Genomic DNA, 17,421 nt, shown 5'->3' with positions numbered 1-17,421 from the left:
TTATAGTGGGGAAAAGCCGGATCCGTATTGATGCGGAAAACAGGCCGGATTGGGATGTGAGGAAGGTACCTGTGATGAGCAAAGAAACATCAGTCATTATTGCCAGCGCGGCGCGCACGCCGGTTGGTTCATTCAATGGCGCTTTTGCCAATGTGCCTGCCCATGAGCTTGGCGCAACTGCGATTAAGGCTGCGCTGGAGCGCGCCGGTGTTGCCGCTGCTGATGTTGATGAAGTGATTTTTGGTCAGGTCTTGAGCGCAGGGCAGGGGCAGAATCCGGTGCGTCAGGCCGCGATCGCCGCCGGTTGCCCGATCGAAACAACCGGCTTTGCCGTCAATCAGCTTTGCGGTTCGGGCTTGCGCTCGGTAGCGCTTGGGCTACAGCAGATTGCCAATGGTGATGCATCGGTGATTGTTGCCGGTGGTCAGGAATCAATGTCGATGGCGCCGCATTGTGCGTATTTACGCTCAGGTACCAAAATGGGCGATCTGACAATGATCGACACCATGATGAAAGACGGTCTGACAGACGCTTTCCACGGCTATCCTATGGGCGTAACAGCAGAGAATATTGCTGATCGCTGGCAGTTGACCCGCGAAGAGCAGGACAATTTCGCGCTTGCGTCCCAGAACAAGGCTGAGGCTGCGCAAGTGGCCGGTCGTTTTAAAGATGAGATCGTGCCTGTTGTCATTAAAACCCGTAAGGGTGAGGTGGTTGTGAGCGAGGATGAATATATCCGTCACGGCACCACGATTGAGGCACTGCAAAAGCTGCGTCCGGCTTTTGACAAGGAAGGTACAGTTACGGCGGGCAATTCCTCCGGCATTAACGACGGTGCTGCAGCAACAGTCTTGATGAGCGAGGCGGAAGCGGAGCGTCGTGGTATCAAGCCTCTGGCGCGTATCGTATCCTGGGCAACAGCAGGTGTTGATCCTGCTGTGATGGGCACAGGGCCTATTCCGGCGTCCCGCAAGGCGCTGGAGAAAGCTGGCTGGACGGTGAAGGATCTTGATCTGGTTGAGGCCAATGAGGCTTTTGCCGCACAAGCTTGCTGCGTCACCCGTGAACTGGGACTTGATCCGGCCATCGTGAATGTGAATGGCGGTGCGATTGCGATTGGTCATCCGATCGGGGCATCCGGTGCGCGTGTTCTGACCACGCTGCTCTATGAAATGCAGCGCCGTGATGTGAAAAAAGGTCTGGCGACCTTGTGTATCGGTGGCGGTATGGGGGTTGCGCTCTGTGTTGAGCGCGACTGATACCAAAACCCCATGAGTATGACTCATGGGGTTTTGGTTAAGCCCGAGTGGCGATTGAACTTTTTCAAGGCGTGATGCGTTAGCATCTTAGCGCCTTGGTATGAGATATAAGTTAACGCCAGAGAGCGAATAGTCATGACAAGGCCGCGAGAATATTAACCTTTTCGCGGCCTTTTGCTGCCCAGTCAGACTATATCGTAACGTCCTTATACTATATGTAGTGCTTCTGTGATTTTCACGTCTATATATTGCCGGAATGAAACGGGAACTTTGCTCTATCAGCGATTCGTCGCCGATTCGTTCAGGGTTTGGCCAGAATCTTAACCAGTCATGCAGTGACTGCGGTCAGACAGCCTGAATTGTTAAGGAAACTTTCATCTTCCTTAACGGCCACGCGTTGTTGAAATTGGTATTTTAGAAATAAAACCAATTCTTCTGGTGTGAGCGGGCATAAAAGTTAATTTCAGCGGGATTTGTTCCGGTTTTGACAAGGCTGGATTCTGTATATTGTGTGCATTTTTTAAAACAGCACATGATGTTGTCTCGAACAAAATAAGAACCACTAGAAACAGTTGATTCGTAGCTGCTTTGTTCCTCTGGTGTTCTGATTGTTAAAATATGCAGTTTCTCAGCGTTATTTCAGCGGTTTATAAAACCGGAAAGTTCAAGGAAAACCGGAAAGACTGTCAAGAAATGCAGTGCCTTCGTTGTTTCTTGGTGTTTTCTGAAGATTTGCCATAAAAGAAGTCATAAAGCTGTAGTTGTTGCCCTTTTAGTCAGGGGCAGATAGTGCTACCTGCTATATGCAAGCTGCTAAGAAATAAAAATGCAGCAGAAAAATGGGTTTGTCCGATTAGTTTGATTATGCTGTTTGTTCAGCGTGACCAAAAGCGGGCATTCTGTGTGACGCCTTCATGAGACGGGGAATAATCAATTCCGCATGAATGACCAGAAGAAATCATTGACGCCTCCGGCTCAGGCGGCGTCTCTGCAGCATCCTCAAGGAGCGCCGCTCATTGTCAGCGGACGTGACGTGACGGCCGTTCTCGGGCCGACGAATACGGGAAAGACTCATCTGGCGCTGGAGCGTATGCTCGCCCATGAGAGCGGAATTATCGGTTTACCGCTGCGCCTTTTAGCGCGCGAAGTTTATAACAAGCTGGTCGCTAAGGTTGGTCCGCAAAAAGTAGCACTGGTGACCGGCGAAGAAAAAATCATTCCTGCCGGTGCCAAATATTCGGTTTGCACCGTTGAGGCGCTGCCACGTCAAACCAATGCCGCTTTTGTGGCGATTGATGAAGTGCAGCTGGCCGCCGATCTTGAGCGCGGGCATATTTTCACGGATCGCCTTTTGCATTTGCGCGGCAAACAGGAAACCTTGTTGCTCGGCGCGGCAACAATGCGGCCTATTCTTGAGAAAATGCTGCGCGGCATCAATATTATTACCCGTCCGCGCCTCTCAAATCTGGTCTATGCGGGTTCTAAAAAAATTACCCGCCTGCCACGGCGCAGTGCGATTGTCGCTTTCTCTGCGGATGAAGTTTACGCGATTGCCGAGCTGATCCGTCGCCAAAGGGGCGGTGCAGCTGTGGTGATGGGCGCATTGAGCCCGCGCACACGCAATGCGCAGGTTGAGCTTTATCAGTCCGGCGATGTTGATTTTCTGGTGGCGACCGATGCGATCGGCATGGGCCTTAACCTCGATGTTGATCATGTTGCTTTTGCGCAGGCACGTAAATTTGACGGTTTCCAATACCGCAATCTCAATGCCGGTGAACTCGGCCAGATCGCCGGTCGTGCAGGGCGTCACTTGCGCGACGGGACATTTGGTGTGACCGGTCAGGTTGATCCGTTCGATAAGGAACTTGTAGAACGGATAGAATCGCATAGTTTTGATGCGGTGAAAGTGTTGCAATGGCGCACAGCTCAGTTTGATTTTGCATCAGTACGCGCTTTGAAGCAGTCTCTGGACCGTTCTGCCCCATTGGAAGGGTTGACACGGGCGCTGCCTGCGGTTGACATGCAGGCGCTTGAAAATCTGGCGCGTGATGAAACGATCATGCAGCTGGCTGATACGCCTAAGCGTGTAGAAATTTTGTGGGATGCCTGTGCGCTTCCCGACTATAGAAGGATTGCGCCGGCACAACATGCCGATATTATTGCTGCAATCTATAAGGATATCATTCGCAAAGGTTTTGTGGATGAAGACTATATGAGCGAGCAGGTGCGCCGGTCCGACAGGACTGACGGTGAGATCGACACTCTATCTCATCGTATTGCACAAATTCGCACATGGACATATGTGTCGCATCGGCCGGGCTGGTTGGCAGATCCGACACATTGGCAAGACAAGACGCGCGAAATTGAGGACAGATTGTCCGATGCGTTGCATGAACGGTTGACGAAACGCTTTGTAGACCGCCGGACAAGCGTGCTTATGAAGCGCCTGAGAGAGAATGCCATGCTAGAAGCAGAAATTAGCCCGACAGGGGATGTCCTCGTCGAAGACCACAATGTCGGGCAGTTGGAAGGATTCCGATTTACCGCCGATGTTAAGGCCGAAGGGCCTGACGCGAAAGCGGTAAAGGGGGCAGCACAAAAAGCGCTGGCCGCTGAATATGACCGTCGTGCAGAGCGTTTCTCTGCTGCGGCCAATGGCGATTTCGCCCTTGGCTCAGATGGTATTCTGCGCTGGGTTGGTGCGCCGGTTGCCACGCTGGTTGCCGGTGACAGTGTGTTGCGTCCGCGTAGCGTTCTTTTGGCTGACGAGCAGCTGAGCGGCGCATCGCGTGAGAAAGTACAGAGCCGTATTGACCGCTTTGTCGCGCATCATATTGAGACTGTTCTCAAGCCATTGCACGATCTGACTGAGGCTGATGCCCTGACCGGTATGACCCGTGGTCTGGCGTTCCGTTTGGTTGAGAGTTTTGGTGTCATTCAGCGTCGTGATATTGCTGAAGAAATCCGCGGTCTGGATCAGGATTCCCGTGCAGCGCTGCGCCGTTTTGGTGTGCGTTTCGGTGCCTATCATGTTTTCATTCCGGCATTGCTGAAGCCGGCACCGGCTGGCCTGATGACCCTGCTGTGGGCTTTGAGCAATGATGGCCGTGAACGCGCCGGTTACGGTGATGTGGTACATGTGCTGGCCGCTGGCCGTACATCAGTTGTGGTTGATCCGGAGTTTGACCCGGTATTCTACGCGCTGGCCGGTTATCGTGTGCTTGGCCGCCGTGCTGTTCGTTTCGATATTCTGGAACGTCTGGCCGACCTGATCCGTCCGGCTTTGGCCTGGCGTCCGGGTGCTGGTCTGCGTGCTGAAGGTGCTTATGATGGTGCCCGTTTCACGGTAACACCGTCGATGATGTCTATTCTTGGTGCCACACCGGAAGACATGGAAGAAGTGCTGAAAAGCCTTGGCTATCGTCATGAGGCGATGGAGGCAACGGCGGTTGCTGCGAAGCTTGCGGAACTGGATGCTTTTGCAGAAGCTGATGCTGCCAAGCTGGCAGGTGAAGCTGTTGCAGAGCCGGTTGTTGAAGCTGCTGCTGAAATTGCTGAACAGCCAGAAGCGGAATCTGCTGTGCGTGCAGAAGAAGCACCGGTTGCAGAAGCTGTTGCGCCGGAAGCCTCCGTTGCGGAAACAGAAGCATCGGATGCGCCTGCTGCTGAAGAGCCTGTCAAAATGGTTCTGCTGTGGCGTCCGGGTCGTCATGACAATCGTCCGCGTGAACAGAACCGTAACCGCCCGCGTCCGCAGGGTAACCGCCGTGCGCCTGCTAAAGATGGTGCACCGGCTGATGCTGCTAAAGACAATGCTGGTGAAAAAGATAGTCAGTCCCGTGAAGGCCGCAGCAAGCGGTTTGAAAAAGCTGCACGGGTTGATTTCCGCAACGGTGAACAGAAATCCGGTCGCAATGATCATCAGGGCAAGCCGCGTCACGGCAAGCGCGATCATGGTCAGGATCAGAAGCGCGTTGAACGCAATGAGCGCCCAGTGCAGATTGATCCGGATTCACCATTCGCCAAGCTGCTTGCTCTGAAAGAGCAACTGAAGAAGTAAGCCGATGAATACGGGTGTTTTAAAACAGCGCATTGATAAATGGTTGTTTTTCACTCGCGTCGTTAAATCACGCTCGCTCGCGGCAAAACTTGCTGCCGGCGGGCGTGTACGTATTAATCGTGATAAAATTGATCAGGCTTCATACGGCGTTAAAATCGGTGATGTGGTTGCGATAACGCTGGATCGCCGTATTCTGATCTACAAAGTGAAAGAACTGGGAGAGCGTCGCGGTTCATTTCCTGAGGCGCAATTGCTCTTCGAAGATCAGACGCCGCCACCTGAAACTTCAGCACAGCAGACAATGGCGATGGCGGAAAAACGGGATGCAGGTTCCGGCCGTCCGACGAAACGCGATAGGCGCGCAACGGAACGGCTGAAGCAGGGTGGCTCCGGTTTTGATGAAATCGGATGACCCTTGCCGGTAAAAAGCGCATTCCGAAAAGTGTGAAACGGTTTTCGGATTCAAATGCGCGTAAAACAAAAAGATAGAGCGGTTTCAACGGTTCAATATTAACTGAAACCGCTCTAAAAGCGCTGCATGTGAGTCGTTTTCAAAGCTGAATTATAGTTCAGCTTTGAAATTTACGATTTCAGTCTATCAATTTTTTGTGTGATCTCTGTAGCTGACCGGAATGCGTAATGTTTCGGCGGAAGGATTATGCTGTATTAAAGACTGGCGGAGATGCCGTTTTTCAGAAAATACAGTGTCGCAGAATGTGGTTCTTTTTTGCGGCGGAGCGTCGCGGTCGGGGTAAAACCCTCTTGCAAGCTGTGGTTAAAGTCGTTACCTGACAGACAGATTTTCCGCTGTCTTGTGCTCTGCGCATTGCCTGCTAAAAATCATCTCAGCTTACTGATCTGATGTCCGGTGCGGGAAACATCCCCCCTGTTGCTCTGAATTGTAAGCCGCCCTGATTGTAATATGAGCCACATTGTTCTGTGTGGCAGTTCAAAACTCTAGGAGTTCGACAATGACTTATGTCGTGACCGATAACTGCATTCGCTGCAAATATACGGATTGCGTGGAGGTCTGTCCTGTCGATTGTTTCTATGAGGGCGAGAACATGCTCGTCATCAATCCTGATGAGTGCATTGACTGCGGCGTGTGTGAACCGGAATGTCCTGCGGAAGCTATTCGTCCGGATACAGAGCCGGGTCTTGATAAATGGATTGAGCTGAATTCTGAATATTCTGCGAAATGGCCAAATCTGACCGTGAAAAAAGATCAGATGCCTGAAGCCACCGAGATGGATGGCGTCGCAAACAAGCTTGAACAGTTCTTCTCGGCAGAACCTGGCGAAGGCGATTAATCGCTGCGCCAAATCCCCTGAATAACTGCAAACCTGTCAGGCCTGTTAACGAATTGTTAACACAATTCATCCGCGTGCGCGGTTTGTGCCGTCATTTTGTTGATTCTTCCTGTTTTTTGTGTTACTGTCCACAATAATGTCGATGAGCAGGCGTCATTTCGTGGCGGCTATAGGTATTCACTGAAAGGCTGATATTAATTACAGGCTGAAATAGTGCCGGAGCAACTTTGTTTCTAAATTTTGCTCCTGCCGTTTAACCTGTGATTTTTTATGCTTAAGTTTTGCCTCAGCATCCCTTTTACATTCTGTTTCGGCACTTGTTTTAATCAGCTGTTATGATTGTTCCGTCTTCCCATGGAGCAATTCGCAGGACTGATTGTATCACCGCGTGTAAACCGGCGCTCCAGCGCCGGACACTACAGGGAGTATTGAAGCGTATGTCATCCCAGCAGAAGAAGACCTCCGCCCGTCAGGGTTTTAAAACGGGTGAGTCTATTGTGTATCCGTCACATGGTGTGGGGCAGATCGTTGCAATCGAAGAACAGGAAGTTGCAGGCATGAAGCTTGAACTTTTTGTTATTGATTTCGATAAAGACAAAATGCGCCTGAAAGTACCGGTGGCGAAAGCAGCTACCATTGGTATGCGCAAATTGTCTGAAGGTGATTTTGTAGAACGTGCATTGAAAGTTTTGCAGGGTCGTGCCCGTATCAAGCGCACTATGTGGTCGCGCCGGGCGCAGGAATATGATGCAAAAATCAATTCCGGTGACCTGATTTTTATTGCTGAAGTTGTACGTGACCTTTTCCGCGCTGATAATCAGCCGGAGCAGTCCTATTCTGAACGCCAGCTTTATGAAGCTGCTCTTGATCGCATGGCGCGTGAAGTTGCAGCCGTTAACAAGCTGTCTGATACAGAATCGGTTCGTCTGATCGAAGTGAATCTGGCAAAAGGCCCGAAACGCGGTACCAAAGCTGATGAAGCTGAGGCCGAGGATGATGAAGCAGAAGCCGCATAATTTTACCTTAAACTGATCCAAGTTTAAGGAATTATGCTCTAGCTTTTTTCAAGAACGCCGTTCTGCTTACGCAGTACGGCGTTCTTGTTTTTATAGCCGATCCTGACGAATTAAAGTGCGAAGGCAGGGTAAAGTAAGCACCGTAAGGTTTCGTGGTGCAGCTCTGTTTATTTTCAAGTTCTCTGTTCAATAAAATCGTAAAATTATTGAAAGCTGAAGGAACCAGACGTCTCTCCATGCGTTTAGCTCGTAACGGATAACGTGATCTTATCGTACAGGTTGCGTTGTGTTTTCGTTTTGGAGAGTGAAATGAAGCCTGTAGCGTCCTCCGCCTTATCCGAAGTCACAACACGTACTGCCGCTTTTGTATCTTCCGGAAATCTTATACGCAGTGCTATGTCCGCGCCTTATCTTGAGCGCGAGCAGGAGCAGGCACTTGTGTTGCGCTGGAAAGAGCAGGGCGATCAGGTTGCGCTGGATGCAATCACCTCTGCCCATATGCGGCTGGTAATTTCCACCGCTGCCCGTTTCCGCAAGTTTGATCTGCCGATTGCCGATCTTATTCAGGAGGGCACCGTCGGACTGATGGAGGCTGCTTTCCGTTTTGAACCGGAGCGTGAAGTCCGGTTTTCAACTTATGCGATCTGGTGGATCAGAGCGGCGATACAGGATTATATTCTGCGCAACTGGTCGATTGTTCGCGGTGGCACCAGTTCTACGCAAAAGGCTCTGTTTTTCAACTTACGACGTTTGCGCGCGAAACTGGCGCAGAGCAATGAGTCGATTTCTAAACGGGAATTATACAGCCGTATTTCAGAACAACTCGGCGTTTCTGAAAAAGATGTGGAGCTGATGGATTCCAGACTCTCAGGACCGGATAGTTCTCTGAGTATGACCGTATCGCCAGATGACAGCAGCAGTGCAGAGAAGATTGATTTTCTGGTTGATGATCATCCGCTGCAGGATGAAGTCGTTGGTAATATGATTGATAGTGAAAGACGTGTCAGCTGGTTGAAACAGGCTTTGTCCGTGTTGAATGAGCGGGAATTGCATATTATTCGCGAACGCCGTCTCAATGATGATGCGGTAACATTGGAAATGCTCGGTGATAGGCTTGGAATTTCTAAGGAGCGTGTGCGCCAGATTGAAAGCCGTGCTCTGGAAAAGCTGCGGGCAGCTTTACTTTCACAAAACGGTGTTGCCGCCTATCACGCCTGATCTGTGCAATCTCTTAAAAGAAAGCAACGGTGCTTGAAGCGTAGCACCGTTGCTTTTTTATTCGCTGATAATTTTTACGCGGTCGCCAGCAGATACCGTGCCGCCGCTTGGCAGTGCGTTCAAAAGGCGGAAGAGTTCAAGCTTACGGTCTGTGCCCTGCATCCGGTTGGCCAGCGAGCCAAGCGTATCACCGGCTTTAACGGTAATCACACGGATACGGAGCGGCTTGGCGGCAGCCTGTTCAGCCGGTGTCAGCACACGGAAACTCTCTGTCGTCGAGCGGGTTGTGGCGCTCAACGCATTGCTGTTTTTTGGCGCTGCAATAAGGAAGCGATAGACCTTCTGGCCGGAGGCAATGACCACAATCTCAAATTGCCATTTATCGGCATTTGCCCTTGCAGTTGCAGCTGGAAGGCCATTGATTGTGGTGGTCTGGACCGACTGGTCGTCCAGCCCTGTCACCCAGCCGCTGCGCAGGTAGCTGGCCAGATCGCTGCCCTGCGGGAGCGCTGCACCGTCAAAGCGGATAGCAAGTTCACCGGGGCCGCTGGCCATAACAGCATTGGCGGAGTTATCAATTGAGAAGCCCTGCGGTACGCTGAAAGTCACGCCGAGTTTCGGATGAATAAAGGTGCGTTCGCGGACAAAGCCTTCCTGTGGTGTGTCGCCATAGAGCAGCCCGTCAATGCCATTGAGGAACGAAGGACGTTCAGTAGTGCCAACACCCGGTGCACCGATACGGCGTGCATGGCCGATGGCCAGATCAACACGCTGCGGTGTTGCCGGATGGCTTGCCAGAAAGTCGAGGCTGGCATCAGTTGCACCTGATACCGAGCGGAAGCCAGTATAGGCTTCCATCGATTGCAAGAAGCGCGCTGACGCAAACGGATCATAGCCCGCGGCACCAATCATCTTAATACCGATCGCATCTGCCTGTAGTTCCTGATTGCGCGAGAACTGGGCAAGGCGCAGCTTGCTGCGGATGGCAGCTTCACGACCGGCAGCTTCATCCTGCAGGACTTCAGAGGCAACACGTTTTGCGATAATAGATTCAGCTTCTTTGGCTTGGCGCAAAATGCCGTGATTGGCGGTGACGTGCCCCATCTCATGGGCGATCACGGCCGCAACTTCCGAAGAATCATTGGCGAGTGCCAGCAGACCACGGGTAACATAGAGATAGCCGCCGGGCAGGGCAAAAGCGTTGATATTCGGGCTGTTCAGAATCGTAATACGATAGGTCTGATCGGGATTATCAGATACCGTTGTCAGATTGCCGACGATCTTCGCCACCATGCGCTCCAGCTTGGCATCTTTATATTCGCCGCCATAAGTGGCAAGAATGCGCGGATGTTGCTGTGCGCCGAGCTGCGCCAGCTTGTCGTTTTTGCTGACATTGGCAACGGTGACTGGATTGGAAGACGGGCCGATAATATCGGGATCGCTGAAATCTACAGAACGACAGGCAGACAAAAGCGCGACCAGAGCAATCGCTGCTGTCCGTTTCACAACTGGAGAAATGGAGGGCTTTTCCGTTGCGGAAAACCGTGTTGCCCTTAAAAACATATCCAGTATCGTGCCCTCAGTTCTGTCTGCCGTTTAAAAGCCGGGTTTTCTCTTAATATAAGCCCGGATTTTCCTTTAATATAGGCAATGTCCGGAGCAAGAAAAGTGAAATGCGTTTGGATCATTTCACAAATTGTCAGACATTGCATTATTGCAGGAGATTAAGTCGCTCTGCCTTTAAACTATGGCAATATCACGTCTTTCGGCTGAATGACCAGACTGTCACGGTGCTGTCACGACGATTTATGCTCTGTGGTGCCCATATAGTCACGAATAGCCTGAGGACCAGAGGCAGAGAGCATAATAGTGGCATCTCCCTGTTCTTTTATTTCGCCATCTTTCAGAAAAAATACCGTTGAGTTAAAGCGCAACGCGTCTTCCGGCGTATGGGTGACCATCAGGATGGTAATGCCGGTCTCTTTTTGCAGCTCGGCAATCAAATCCAGCATTTGCTGGCGCAGGGCAGGCCCCAGAGAGGCAAAAGCCTCATCGAGCAGCAGGACAGGCTTATCGCGCACCAAAGCGCGGGCAATGGCAACACGCTGCCTTTCACCGCCGGACAGTTCTTCCGGCTTGCGATGTTCTTTGCCGGTAAGCTCGACACGGTCAATGGCAGTGCGAATTGCCGCCTTGTCCTGCTCTGTCAGTTTCAAAGCGGGAGAGCGTCCCAGCCCGATATTGGAGAAAACATCTAAGTGAGCAAACAGATTATTCTCCTGAAACACCATGGTCACAGGACGGTCTGACGGCGATGCTGTCTCAATCACTTCGCCACCGATCAGGATATGACCGGATTTCGGCGATTCAAAACCCGCAATCAGATTAAGCAATGTCGATTTGCCGGAGCCGCTTGGGCCGATTATCACGCCGGTTTCGCCCGCGCGTAATTGCAGGTTAAACAGCATTTCGGTCTGGCCGAAAGAAAAGCGGACATTGTCCAGCGTCAGTGCGGCATTGTGTCGTATCATGCGATATTCCGTTCGGCAGATTTGCCCGATTGGGTTTTGCTGCCGGTTTTATCAGTGATCAGCATCAGGGTAAAACAAATGGCTGCGAGAATCAGAGCAAGACCCGCCGCATCACTGGTACGATAGCTGCCCATGCGTTGCAGCAGCAGGTAAGGCAAAGTTTGTACCGCATCGCTGCCGAACAGTGCGATGGTGCCGAGATCGCCCATAGACAGCGCCATTGCAAAAATAAAACTCAGGATCAATGGCCGCCGGATCACCGGCCAGTCAATCAGGCGCAGACGATTCAATCCGCTGATGCCAAGGGCTGTGCAAAGCCGGTTATTACGGGCGCTGGCGCTGTCCCATGCAGGGCGTAGCAGGCGCACCGCAAATGGCATAGCCATCACGCCATTGACGGCGATGACCATAAAAGGTGCGAGCGTGAATACGTCGGTAAATTGGCGCAACAGGATGAACCAGCCAGCACCAATAACAATCGGCGGGATGATCAACACCAGACTGGAACCACTATCGAGTGCCGCGGTGAAAAAGCTGCGTAGTTTGCGCGGGGCTTTGAGATTTTGCGTAGCATTATATTCGCGTGCGGCAACCAGCGTGAGCGATAGCACGACGCAAACAGCAGCGGCACCAAAGGCTAACAGTAGTGAGGTGATGATCGCTTGCTGCACAACGTTTTCATTAATCAGACGCCAAAGATCAGAACCCAGCCCAGACAGGATCATGCCCAGTACCGGCAGGGCGAGAAAGAGCGCGGCGCAGGCAATGATAAGACCTGATATAATCTTCGCTGTTTTGCCATGTTGGATATAATTGCGGCTGATGGTTGTCAGCGACAGGCCTTCTTCCGTTGGTTTGCCGGTCAGGCGCAGCAGGCATAAGACACCGATGGTCAGCAGAAGCTGCGTCAGAGTGAGTGCGACAGCACGGGCCAGATCAAAATCGAAATGTAGCGCCTGATAAATGGCGACTTCCAGAGTGGTTGCACGCGGGCCACCACCCAGTGTCAGCACAATGGTGAAGGAGCTGGCGCAGAGCATGAAAATCAAACCCGCAATGCCGCTTAAATTGCGGGCAATAACCGGCCATTCAATCAGCCGGAAACGGGCAAAGCTGCCCATGCCCAACTGTGCAGAGAGCTTCCAGTAGTCCTGCGGAATGGATTCAAGGCTGGCGAGCAGCAGACGAACAGCTAGCGGCATGTTGAAAAATACATGTGCCAGCAAGATACCTGTCAGGCCATAAATATCCGGTATCAGTGGTAGGCCTAAAGCTGTGCTGCCCTGAGCAATAAAGCCGTTGCGACCGTAAATGCTGGTAATGCCAAAGACGGCGACCAATGAGGGCAGGGTCAGCGGAATTGCGAAAAAGCGCAGCAGTAATGCGCGACCGCGAAAACTGGTATTGGCATGGAGTGCACGGGCAACAGGCAAAGCAAATAACACGGATAGCAGCACCGAGAGCAACGCCTGTAGCAAAGTGAAACGGGTAATGTTCCACAAATAGCTGTCGAAAGCAGCCAGCGCATTGCCGTCTGATTGCAGCCCCTGAATACCAAGCGACAGCAAGGCACCGCCGGTCAGAACCAGCAGCAGCATCAGCGCAACAAAGCCTGAGATGGTTTTAAAACGGGATATCTGCATTATTTTCCGTGTGTACTCCGCCGGAAAAATTCCGGCAGAGCTGTTTTTGTTTTTATGCGTATTCTGTCCGAAAATCGCATCACGCTTTTCAGGATAGATCTTAGCGGCTCATGGCATTCAGCCACTCATCCACCCATGATTTGCGATTTTGCGCAACTGTTTCAGGGGCAATCAACAGGCTCTTATCCGGTTTTGGCAGAGCATCAAAGGCGGGTTTCAGCGGTTTTGAGGTGTTATAGGCCGGATACATCCAGTTGGTTTCCGGAATCACATCCTGAAAACCCGGTGTTGTCATGAATTGCAGAAATTGAGCACTTAGCGGATTTTGTGCGCCTGTTACAGTCTGACCGGCCAGCTCAATCTGCAGATAGTTGCCTTCTGTAAACGTCACTGCTTTATAGCGCTCGGTCTTTTCCGAGATCATGTGATAGGCGGCCGATGTCGTATAAGACAGCACCATCGGCGCTTCGCCTTTTGTAAACAGGCCATAGCCTTCAGACCAGCCCGGAGTAACTGTCAGCACGCGCTTGCTGAGTTTCTGCCATTGCTCGGCAGCCTTGTCGCCATAGATGTCTTTCACCCAGAGCATCATGCCAAGACCCGGTGTTGACGTGCGCGGATCCATCAGAATGATCTTTTCTGAGGCGTCACCGTCAATCAGTTCTGACATGGATTTCGGCGGCGTTTGCAGTTTTTCACTGTCGTAGATAACTGCGAAATAGCTGTAATCATAAGGTAGGAACACATCATCCTGAAAATTATCAGGGACATTGCTCTTCACATCCTTCAACCCGTGCGGGGCGAACAGGCCGGAGGCTTTGGCATCGCTGATCAGATTGGTATCGAGACCCAGCACAATATCGGCCTTGGTGGATTTGCCTTCGAGCTTCAGACGGTTGAGCAGCGCCACACCATCGGCAACAGCGACAAAATTAAGAGTGCAGCCACAGATTTTCTCAAAGTTTTCTTTGACTTGAGGACCCGGACCCCATTCGGCAGTAAAACTGTCATAGGTATAGATCGTCAGGTCTTTCGCCTGTGCTGCACTGCCCAAAGTGAGGGCAGAGAGAAGAGTGCTGGTGAGAATAAGATTTCGGATAAGCATGAGATAACAGCCGCGCGGGCTCTCCTCTGGTGTTGGTGTTTCCAAGGATTGAGCGCCGGAAGCCGGACAGCATCTAATCCCTCCGCCGGTACAAACCGGATCAGGTTCAGCGGGTTAGCCGGAGACCGGCCTCTCAGCCTTTTGCAAGCAGAAGGCACCCCGTTAGAGCAAGCGGACAATAGGATAAAACAGTGTCGCGGAGCAAGAGGGTTGTAGGCTTCCGGTCTGAGGAGCAGCATGATATGCAGCAGCATGTCAAAGTTTCTTATTCTTCTCGGCGGCGATCTGACCGTCACCCCACGTTTGAAGCAGCAGATTGCCGGTGCACGCGTTCTGGCGGCCGACAGTGGTATGCGCCATGCGGCTGGTCTTGGTGTCGTGCCGGAATTATGGCTCGGCGATTTTGATTCCACTGATGCGGCATTGGCCGAGCGCTACGGCCATGTGGAGCGACAGGTCTTCCCAGTTGCCAAGAATATGACAGATGGTGAATTAGCGCTGCATGAAGCCTATGAGCGCGGCGCAACAGAAGTGATTCTGGCGGGTGCATTCGGTGGCGAGCGCACGGACCATACATTTTTGCATTTGAGCATGGCGGTGGCACAAACGCATAAGGGGCGCAAAATTTTTCTGTCGAGCGGCCATGAAGAAGCAACGCCACTGAACTATGGCAAAACGGATTTTGACCTGCCTGAAGATACGCTGTTTAGTATTTTAGGCTTTGAGGCATTAACCGGATTATCAATTTTCGGGGCAGAATGGCCACTTGATGCTGTTACTGTGCCATTTGGCTCTTCTTTAACGCTCTCAAATAGAGTAAAAGAAACGTTAACAGTGACTTTGGAAACTGGGACTGCAATTCTGGTGGCATCACCTGTCAGCGTTGCGCTCTAATGTGACTAAACATAAAAACCTGTAAATTGTTTTGATGGTTGCTGTCTTCTTTTTGCTATAAAATGCGGAAGATTATGGCAAGTGAGTAGCCTCAACGGGAGTAACTTTAAATGAAATCACGTCTTTCTATGATCGCAGTCACTGCAGTGCTCGCATTCTCGACTGTTGCCTGTACAACAGGTGAACAGCGCACCGCCGGTTACGGTGTAGGCGGCGCAGCAATCGGCGCTCTCGCTGGTGGCGCAATCGGCGGTAACGGCCGTGGCGCTCTGACCGGTGCAGCTATCGGTGCAGTTGCCGGTACTCTGCTCGGCGCGGCACAGACCCGTAATGGCGTTCAGTATTGCCGCTACCGCGACAATTACGGCCGTGTTTACGAAGCGCCTTGTAACTAAGCGCTACAAGATAGAGATAAAAAACAGGCCGGTTTCCGGCCTGTTTTTTTATGTCTGCGTATCACAATCAGGAAATTTGCCGCGAGGGTTCCTGTTTGCGTCAATATGCAGTAATGAGCAGTAACGATCTTCTACCTCTTTTTAAAAGCGTATTTATTCATGGCTCCTCCTCTTCTCCGACTTGACCAGATCAGCCTGACTTTTGGCGGTACACCACTGCTTGAAGATGCGGGGCTGTCGATCAGCGAGGGAGAGCGGATTGCGCTGGTCGGGCGTAACGGCTCGGGTAAATCCACATTGTTGAAAATCGCAGCCGGTATGGTTGAACCGACCGGCGGGGAGGTTTTCCGTCACCCTTCGGCAACGATCCGCTATCTGGCACAGGCGCCGGATATGGATGGTTTTGCCAATGTGCGCGATTATGTTGAGGCCGGTCTTGGCCCCACAGATGATCCTTATCGGGTGGCCTATCTTCTGGAAAATCTGGGGCTGACCGGTGATGAAACACCGCAGCAACTTTCCGGCGGTGAAGCGCGCCGTGCGGCATTGGCGCGGGTGATTGCTCCGCAGCCGGATGTGTTGCTGCTCGATGAGCCGACCAACCATCTCGATCTGGCAACCATTGAGTGGCTGGAGCAGGAATTGCGCCAGATTCGCTCTGCCATTGTGCTGATCTCCCATGACCGTCGTTTTCTGGAAAATGTCAGCCGGTCGACCATCTGGCTTGATCGCGGTGTGACGCGCCGTATTGAGCAGGGTTTCGCGCATTTTGAAGAATGGCGCGATAAGGTTCTGGAAGAAGAAGAGCGCGATCATCAGAAGCTCGGACGCCAGATTGTGCGCGAAGAACATTGGTTGCGCTATGGCGTGACTGCGCGCCGTAAGCGCAATATGCGCCGTCTTGGCGAGTTGCACTCTATGCGTAACGAGTTTCGCACCCATCGCCATGCGCAAGGCGTGGCAACGCTGCAAGCCAGCGATGTGAAGGAATCTGGTAAGCTGGTGATTGAAGCGGATAAAATCAGCAAAGCCTATGATGAGCGTGTGCTGGTTAAAGATTTTTCTATTCGTGTCAATCGCGGTGACCGTATCGGTCTTGTGGGGCCGAATGGTGCCGGTAAAACTACCTTATTGTCGATGCTGACCGGTAAGCTTGAGCCGGATTCCGGCACAATCCGTCTTGGCGTTAATTTGGAATTTGCGGAACTGGATCAGAAGCGTGAGCTTAATCCGGATGAGACACTGACGCATTATCTGACTGATGGTCGCGGTGAATCGCTGGTGGTGAATGGCGAGCAGCGCCATGTTGTTTCCTATATGAAGGACTTCCTGTTTCAGCCGGAACAGGCACGCACGCCGATCCGCGAATTATCGGGTGGTGAGCGCGCACGTCTGATGCTGGCACGGGTGTTGTCGCGCCCTGCCAATCTGCTGATACTCGATGAGCCGACCAACGATCTGGATATGGAAACGCTTGATCTGTTGCAGGAACTGGTAGCCGGATTTGCGGGCACTGTTATTCTGGTCAGCCATGACCGTGACTTTCTCGATCGCACAGTCTCCTCGGTGATTGCACCGGAAGGCGACGGGCGCTGGCTGCAATATGCCGGTGGTTATGCGGATATGATGGCGCAGCGCAAGGAAACAGCACTGGCGCGCCGTCAGGTGAAATCGGCTTCCACTGCGCGCAGTGATGCGGCGGAAACGGCACCGGCACCAAAACGCGATGAAAAGCGCAAGCTGTCTTACAAACAGAAATTCGCACTGGAGACGCTGCCGGCAAAAATGGAAAAGCTGAGTGCTGAAATTGCGGCGCTTGAGGTGAAAATGGCTGATCCGGCATTTTACGCAAAAAATCCTGATCAGTTTGCCAAGATTGCTGCCGAGATTGAAAAGAAGCGCAGTGAAGTTGAAGCCAGCGAAGAAGAATGGCTGGAACTGGAAATGCTGCGTGAGGAAATCGAAGGCTGATTTTTCTTTTGCGTTGAAA

Annotated in this window: 13 protein-coding genes and 1 riboswitch; of the genes, 9 read left to right on the top strand and 4 right to left on the bottom strand. The window is 52.0% G+C overall.

Going from position 1 to position 17,421, the window contains the following annotated elements:
* Nucleotides 1–74: 74 nt before the first annotated feature.
* From QUF18_RS13400 to QUF18_RS13375, 6 genes are all read left to right on the top strand, one after another.
* Nucleotides 75–1,259 (top strand): acetyl-CoA C-acetyltransferase, encoded by a 1,185-nt coding sequence (locus QUF18_RS13400; protein ID WP_289387735.1) that lies wholly within the window; start codon nt 75–77, stop codon nt 1,257–1,259.
* Nucleotides 1,260–2,220: 961 nt separating this feature from the next.
* Nucleotides 2,221–5,319: a helicase-related protein gene (locus QUF18_RS13395; protein WP_374807152.1), complete on the top strand. Its 3,099-nt coding sequence runs from the start codon at nt 2,221–2,223 to the stop codon at nt 5,317–5,319.
* Nucleotides 5,320–5,323: 4 nt separating this feature from the next.
* Nucleotides 5,324–5,731, top strand: a complete 408-nt coding sequence (locus tag QUF18_RS13390) for an RNA-binding S4 domain-containing protein (RefSeq protein WP_289387733.1) — start codon at nt 5,324–5,326, stop codon at nt 5,729–5,731.
* 559 nt (nt 5,732–6,290) lie between these two features.
* Nucleotides 6,291–6,629 carry a ferredoxin FdxA gene (gene fdxA, locus QUF18_RS13385; protein ID WP_122011004.1) on the top strand — a complete coding sequence of 113 codons (339 nt, stop codon included), beginning with the start codon at nt 6,291–6,293 and terminating at the stop codon, nt 6,627–6,629.
* A 437-nt stretch (nt 6,630–7,066) separates the two neighbouring features.
* Nucleotides 7,067–7,645: a CarD family transcriptional regulator gene (locus QUF18_RS13380; RefSeq protein ID WP_289387731.1), complete on the top strand. Its 579-nt coding sequence runs from the start codon at nt 7,067–7,069 to the stop codon at nt 7,643–7,645.
* A 309-nt stretch (nt 7,646–7,954) separates the two neighbouring features.
* Nucleotides 7,955–8,863 (top strand): RNA polymerase factor sigma-32, encoded by a 909-nt coding sequence (locus QUF18_RS13375; RefSeq protein WP_289387730.1) that lies wholly within the window; start codon nt 7,955–7,957, stop codon nt 8,861–8,863.
* A 57-nt stretch (nt 8,864–8,920) separates the two neighbouring features.
* On the opposite strand, the gene QUF18_RS13370 is transcribed toward QUF18_RS13375, so the two are convergent.
* The 4 genes from QUF18_RS13370 to thiB form a co-directional block, all read right to left on the bottom strand.
* Entirely contained in the window at nt 8,921–10,426 is a 1,506-nt protein-coding gene (locus QUF18_RS13370; RefSeq protein WP_374807106.1) for a M48 family metalloprotease, read from the bottom strand.
* Between the two features lie 233 nt (nt 10,427–10,659).
* Nucleotides 10,660–11,391, bottom strand: coding sequence for a thiamine ABC transporter ATP-binding protein (locus tag QUF18_RS13365; protein ID WP_289387818.1), 732 nt, complete (start codon nt 11,389–11,391; stop codon nt 10,660–10,662).
* Entirely contained in the window at nt 11,391–13,037 is a 1,647-nt protein-coding gene (gene thiP / locus QUF18_RS13360; RefSeq protein WP_289387729.1) for a thiamine/thiamine pyrophosphate ABC transporter permease, read from the bottom strand. The genes QUF18_RS13365 and thiP overlap by 1 nt, the downstream gene beginning before the upstream one ends.
* Nucleotides 13,038–13,137: 100 nt before the next feature.
* Entirely contained in the window at nt 13,138–14,142 is a 1,005-nt protein-coding gene (gene thiB / locus QUF18_RS13355; protein WP_374807104.1) for a thiamine ABC transporter substrate binding subunit, read from the bottom strand.
* Nucleotides 14,143–14,202: 60 nt separating this feature from the next.
* Nucleotides 14,203–14,314, bottom strand: a riboswitch (TPP riboswitch).
* Between the two features lie 80 nt (nt 14,315–14,394).
* Between thiB and QUF18_RS13350 the strand changes: the two genes are divergently transcribed.
* From QUF18_RS13350 to QUF18_RS13340, 3 genes are all read left to right on the top strand, one after another.
* Complete coding sequence (locus QUF18_RS13350; RefSeq protein WP_289387728.1) at nt 14,395–15,036, top strand: thiamine diphosphokinase; 642 nt, start codon at nt 14,395–14,397, stop codon at nt 15,034–15,036.
* 110 nt (nt 15,037–15,146) lie between these two features.
* Nucleotides 15,147–15,431 carry a YMGG-like glycine zipper-containing protein gene (locus QUF18_RS13345; RefSeq protein ID WP_122006242.1) on the top strand — a complete coding sequence of 95 codons (285 nt, stop codon included), beginning with the start codon at nt 15,147–15,149 and terminating at the stop codon, nt 15,429–15,431.
* Between the two features lie 159 nt (nt 15,432–15,590).
* Nucleotides 15,591–17,402 (top strand): ABC-F family ATP-binding cassette domain-containing protein, encoded by a 1,812-nt coding sequence (locus QUF18_RS13340; protein ID WP_289387727.1) that lies wholly within the window; start codon nt 15,591–15,593, stop codon nt 17,400–17,402.
* Nucleotides 17,403–17,421 lie beyond the last annotated feature (19 nt).

The sequence above is a fragment of the Pseudochrobactrum kiredjianiae genome (assembly GCF_030362795.1).
In the GTDB taxonomy this organism is placed as follows: Bacteria; Pseudomonadota; Alphaproteobacteria; order Rhizobiales; family Rhizobiaceae; genus Pseudochrobactrum; species Pseudochrobactrum kiredjianiae.
The sequence above is the reverse complement of the archived record's forward strand: the minus strand, read 5'-3'. Positions and strand labels throughout refer to the sequence as shown.

What these genes read in the sequence shown, in the direction of transcription:
- QUF18_RS13400 (WP_289387735.1), top strand. Translation starts at nt 75, where the DNA reads ATGAGCAAAGAAACATCAGTCATTATTGCCAGCGCGGCGCGCACGCCG.
- QUF18_RS13390 (WP_289387733.1), top strand. Translation starts at nt 5,324, where the DNA reads ATGAATACGGGTGTTTTAAAACAGCGCATTGATAAATGGTTGTTTTTC.
- fdxA (WP_122011004.1), top strand. Translation starts at nt 6,291, where the DNA reads ATGACTTATGTCGTGACCGATAACTGCATTCGCTGCAAATATACGGAT.
- QUF18_RS13380 (WP_289387731.1), top strand. Translation starts at nt 7,067, where the DNA reads ATGTCATCCCAGCAGAAGAAGACCTCCGCCCGTCAGGGTTTTAAAACG.
- QUF18_RS13375 (WP_289387730.1), top strand. Translation starts at nt 7,955, where the DNA reads ATGAAGCCTGTAGCGTCCTCCGCCTTATCCGAAGTCACAACACGTACT.
- QUF18_RS13370 (WP_374807106.1), bottom strand. Translation starts at nt 10,426, where the DNA reads ATGTTTTTAAGGGCAACACGGTTTTCCGCAACGGAAAAGCCCTCCATT.
- thiP (WP_289387729.1), bottom strand. Translation starts at nt 13,037, where the DNA reads ATGCAGATATCCCGTTTTAAAACCATCTCAGGCTTTGTTGCGCTGATG.
- thiB (WP_374807104.1), bottom strand. Translation starts at nt 14,142, where the DNA reads ATGCTTATCCGAAATCTTATTCTCACCAGCACTCTTCTCTCTGCCCTC.
- QUF18_RS13350 (WP_289387728.1), top strand. Translation starts at nt 14,395, where the DNA reads ATGTCAAAGTTTCTTATTCTTCTCGGCGGCGATCTGACCGTCACCCCA.
- QUF18_RS13345 (WP_122006242.1), top strand. Translation starts at nt 15,147, where the DNA reads ATGAAATCACGTCTTTCTATGATCGCAGTCACTGCAGTGCTCGCATTC.
- QUF18_RS13340 (WP_289387727.1), top strand. Translation starts at nt 15,591, where the DNA reads ATGGCTCCTCCTCTTCTCCGACTTGACCAGATCAGCCTGACTTTTGGC.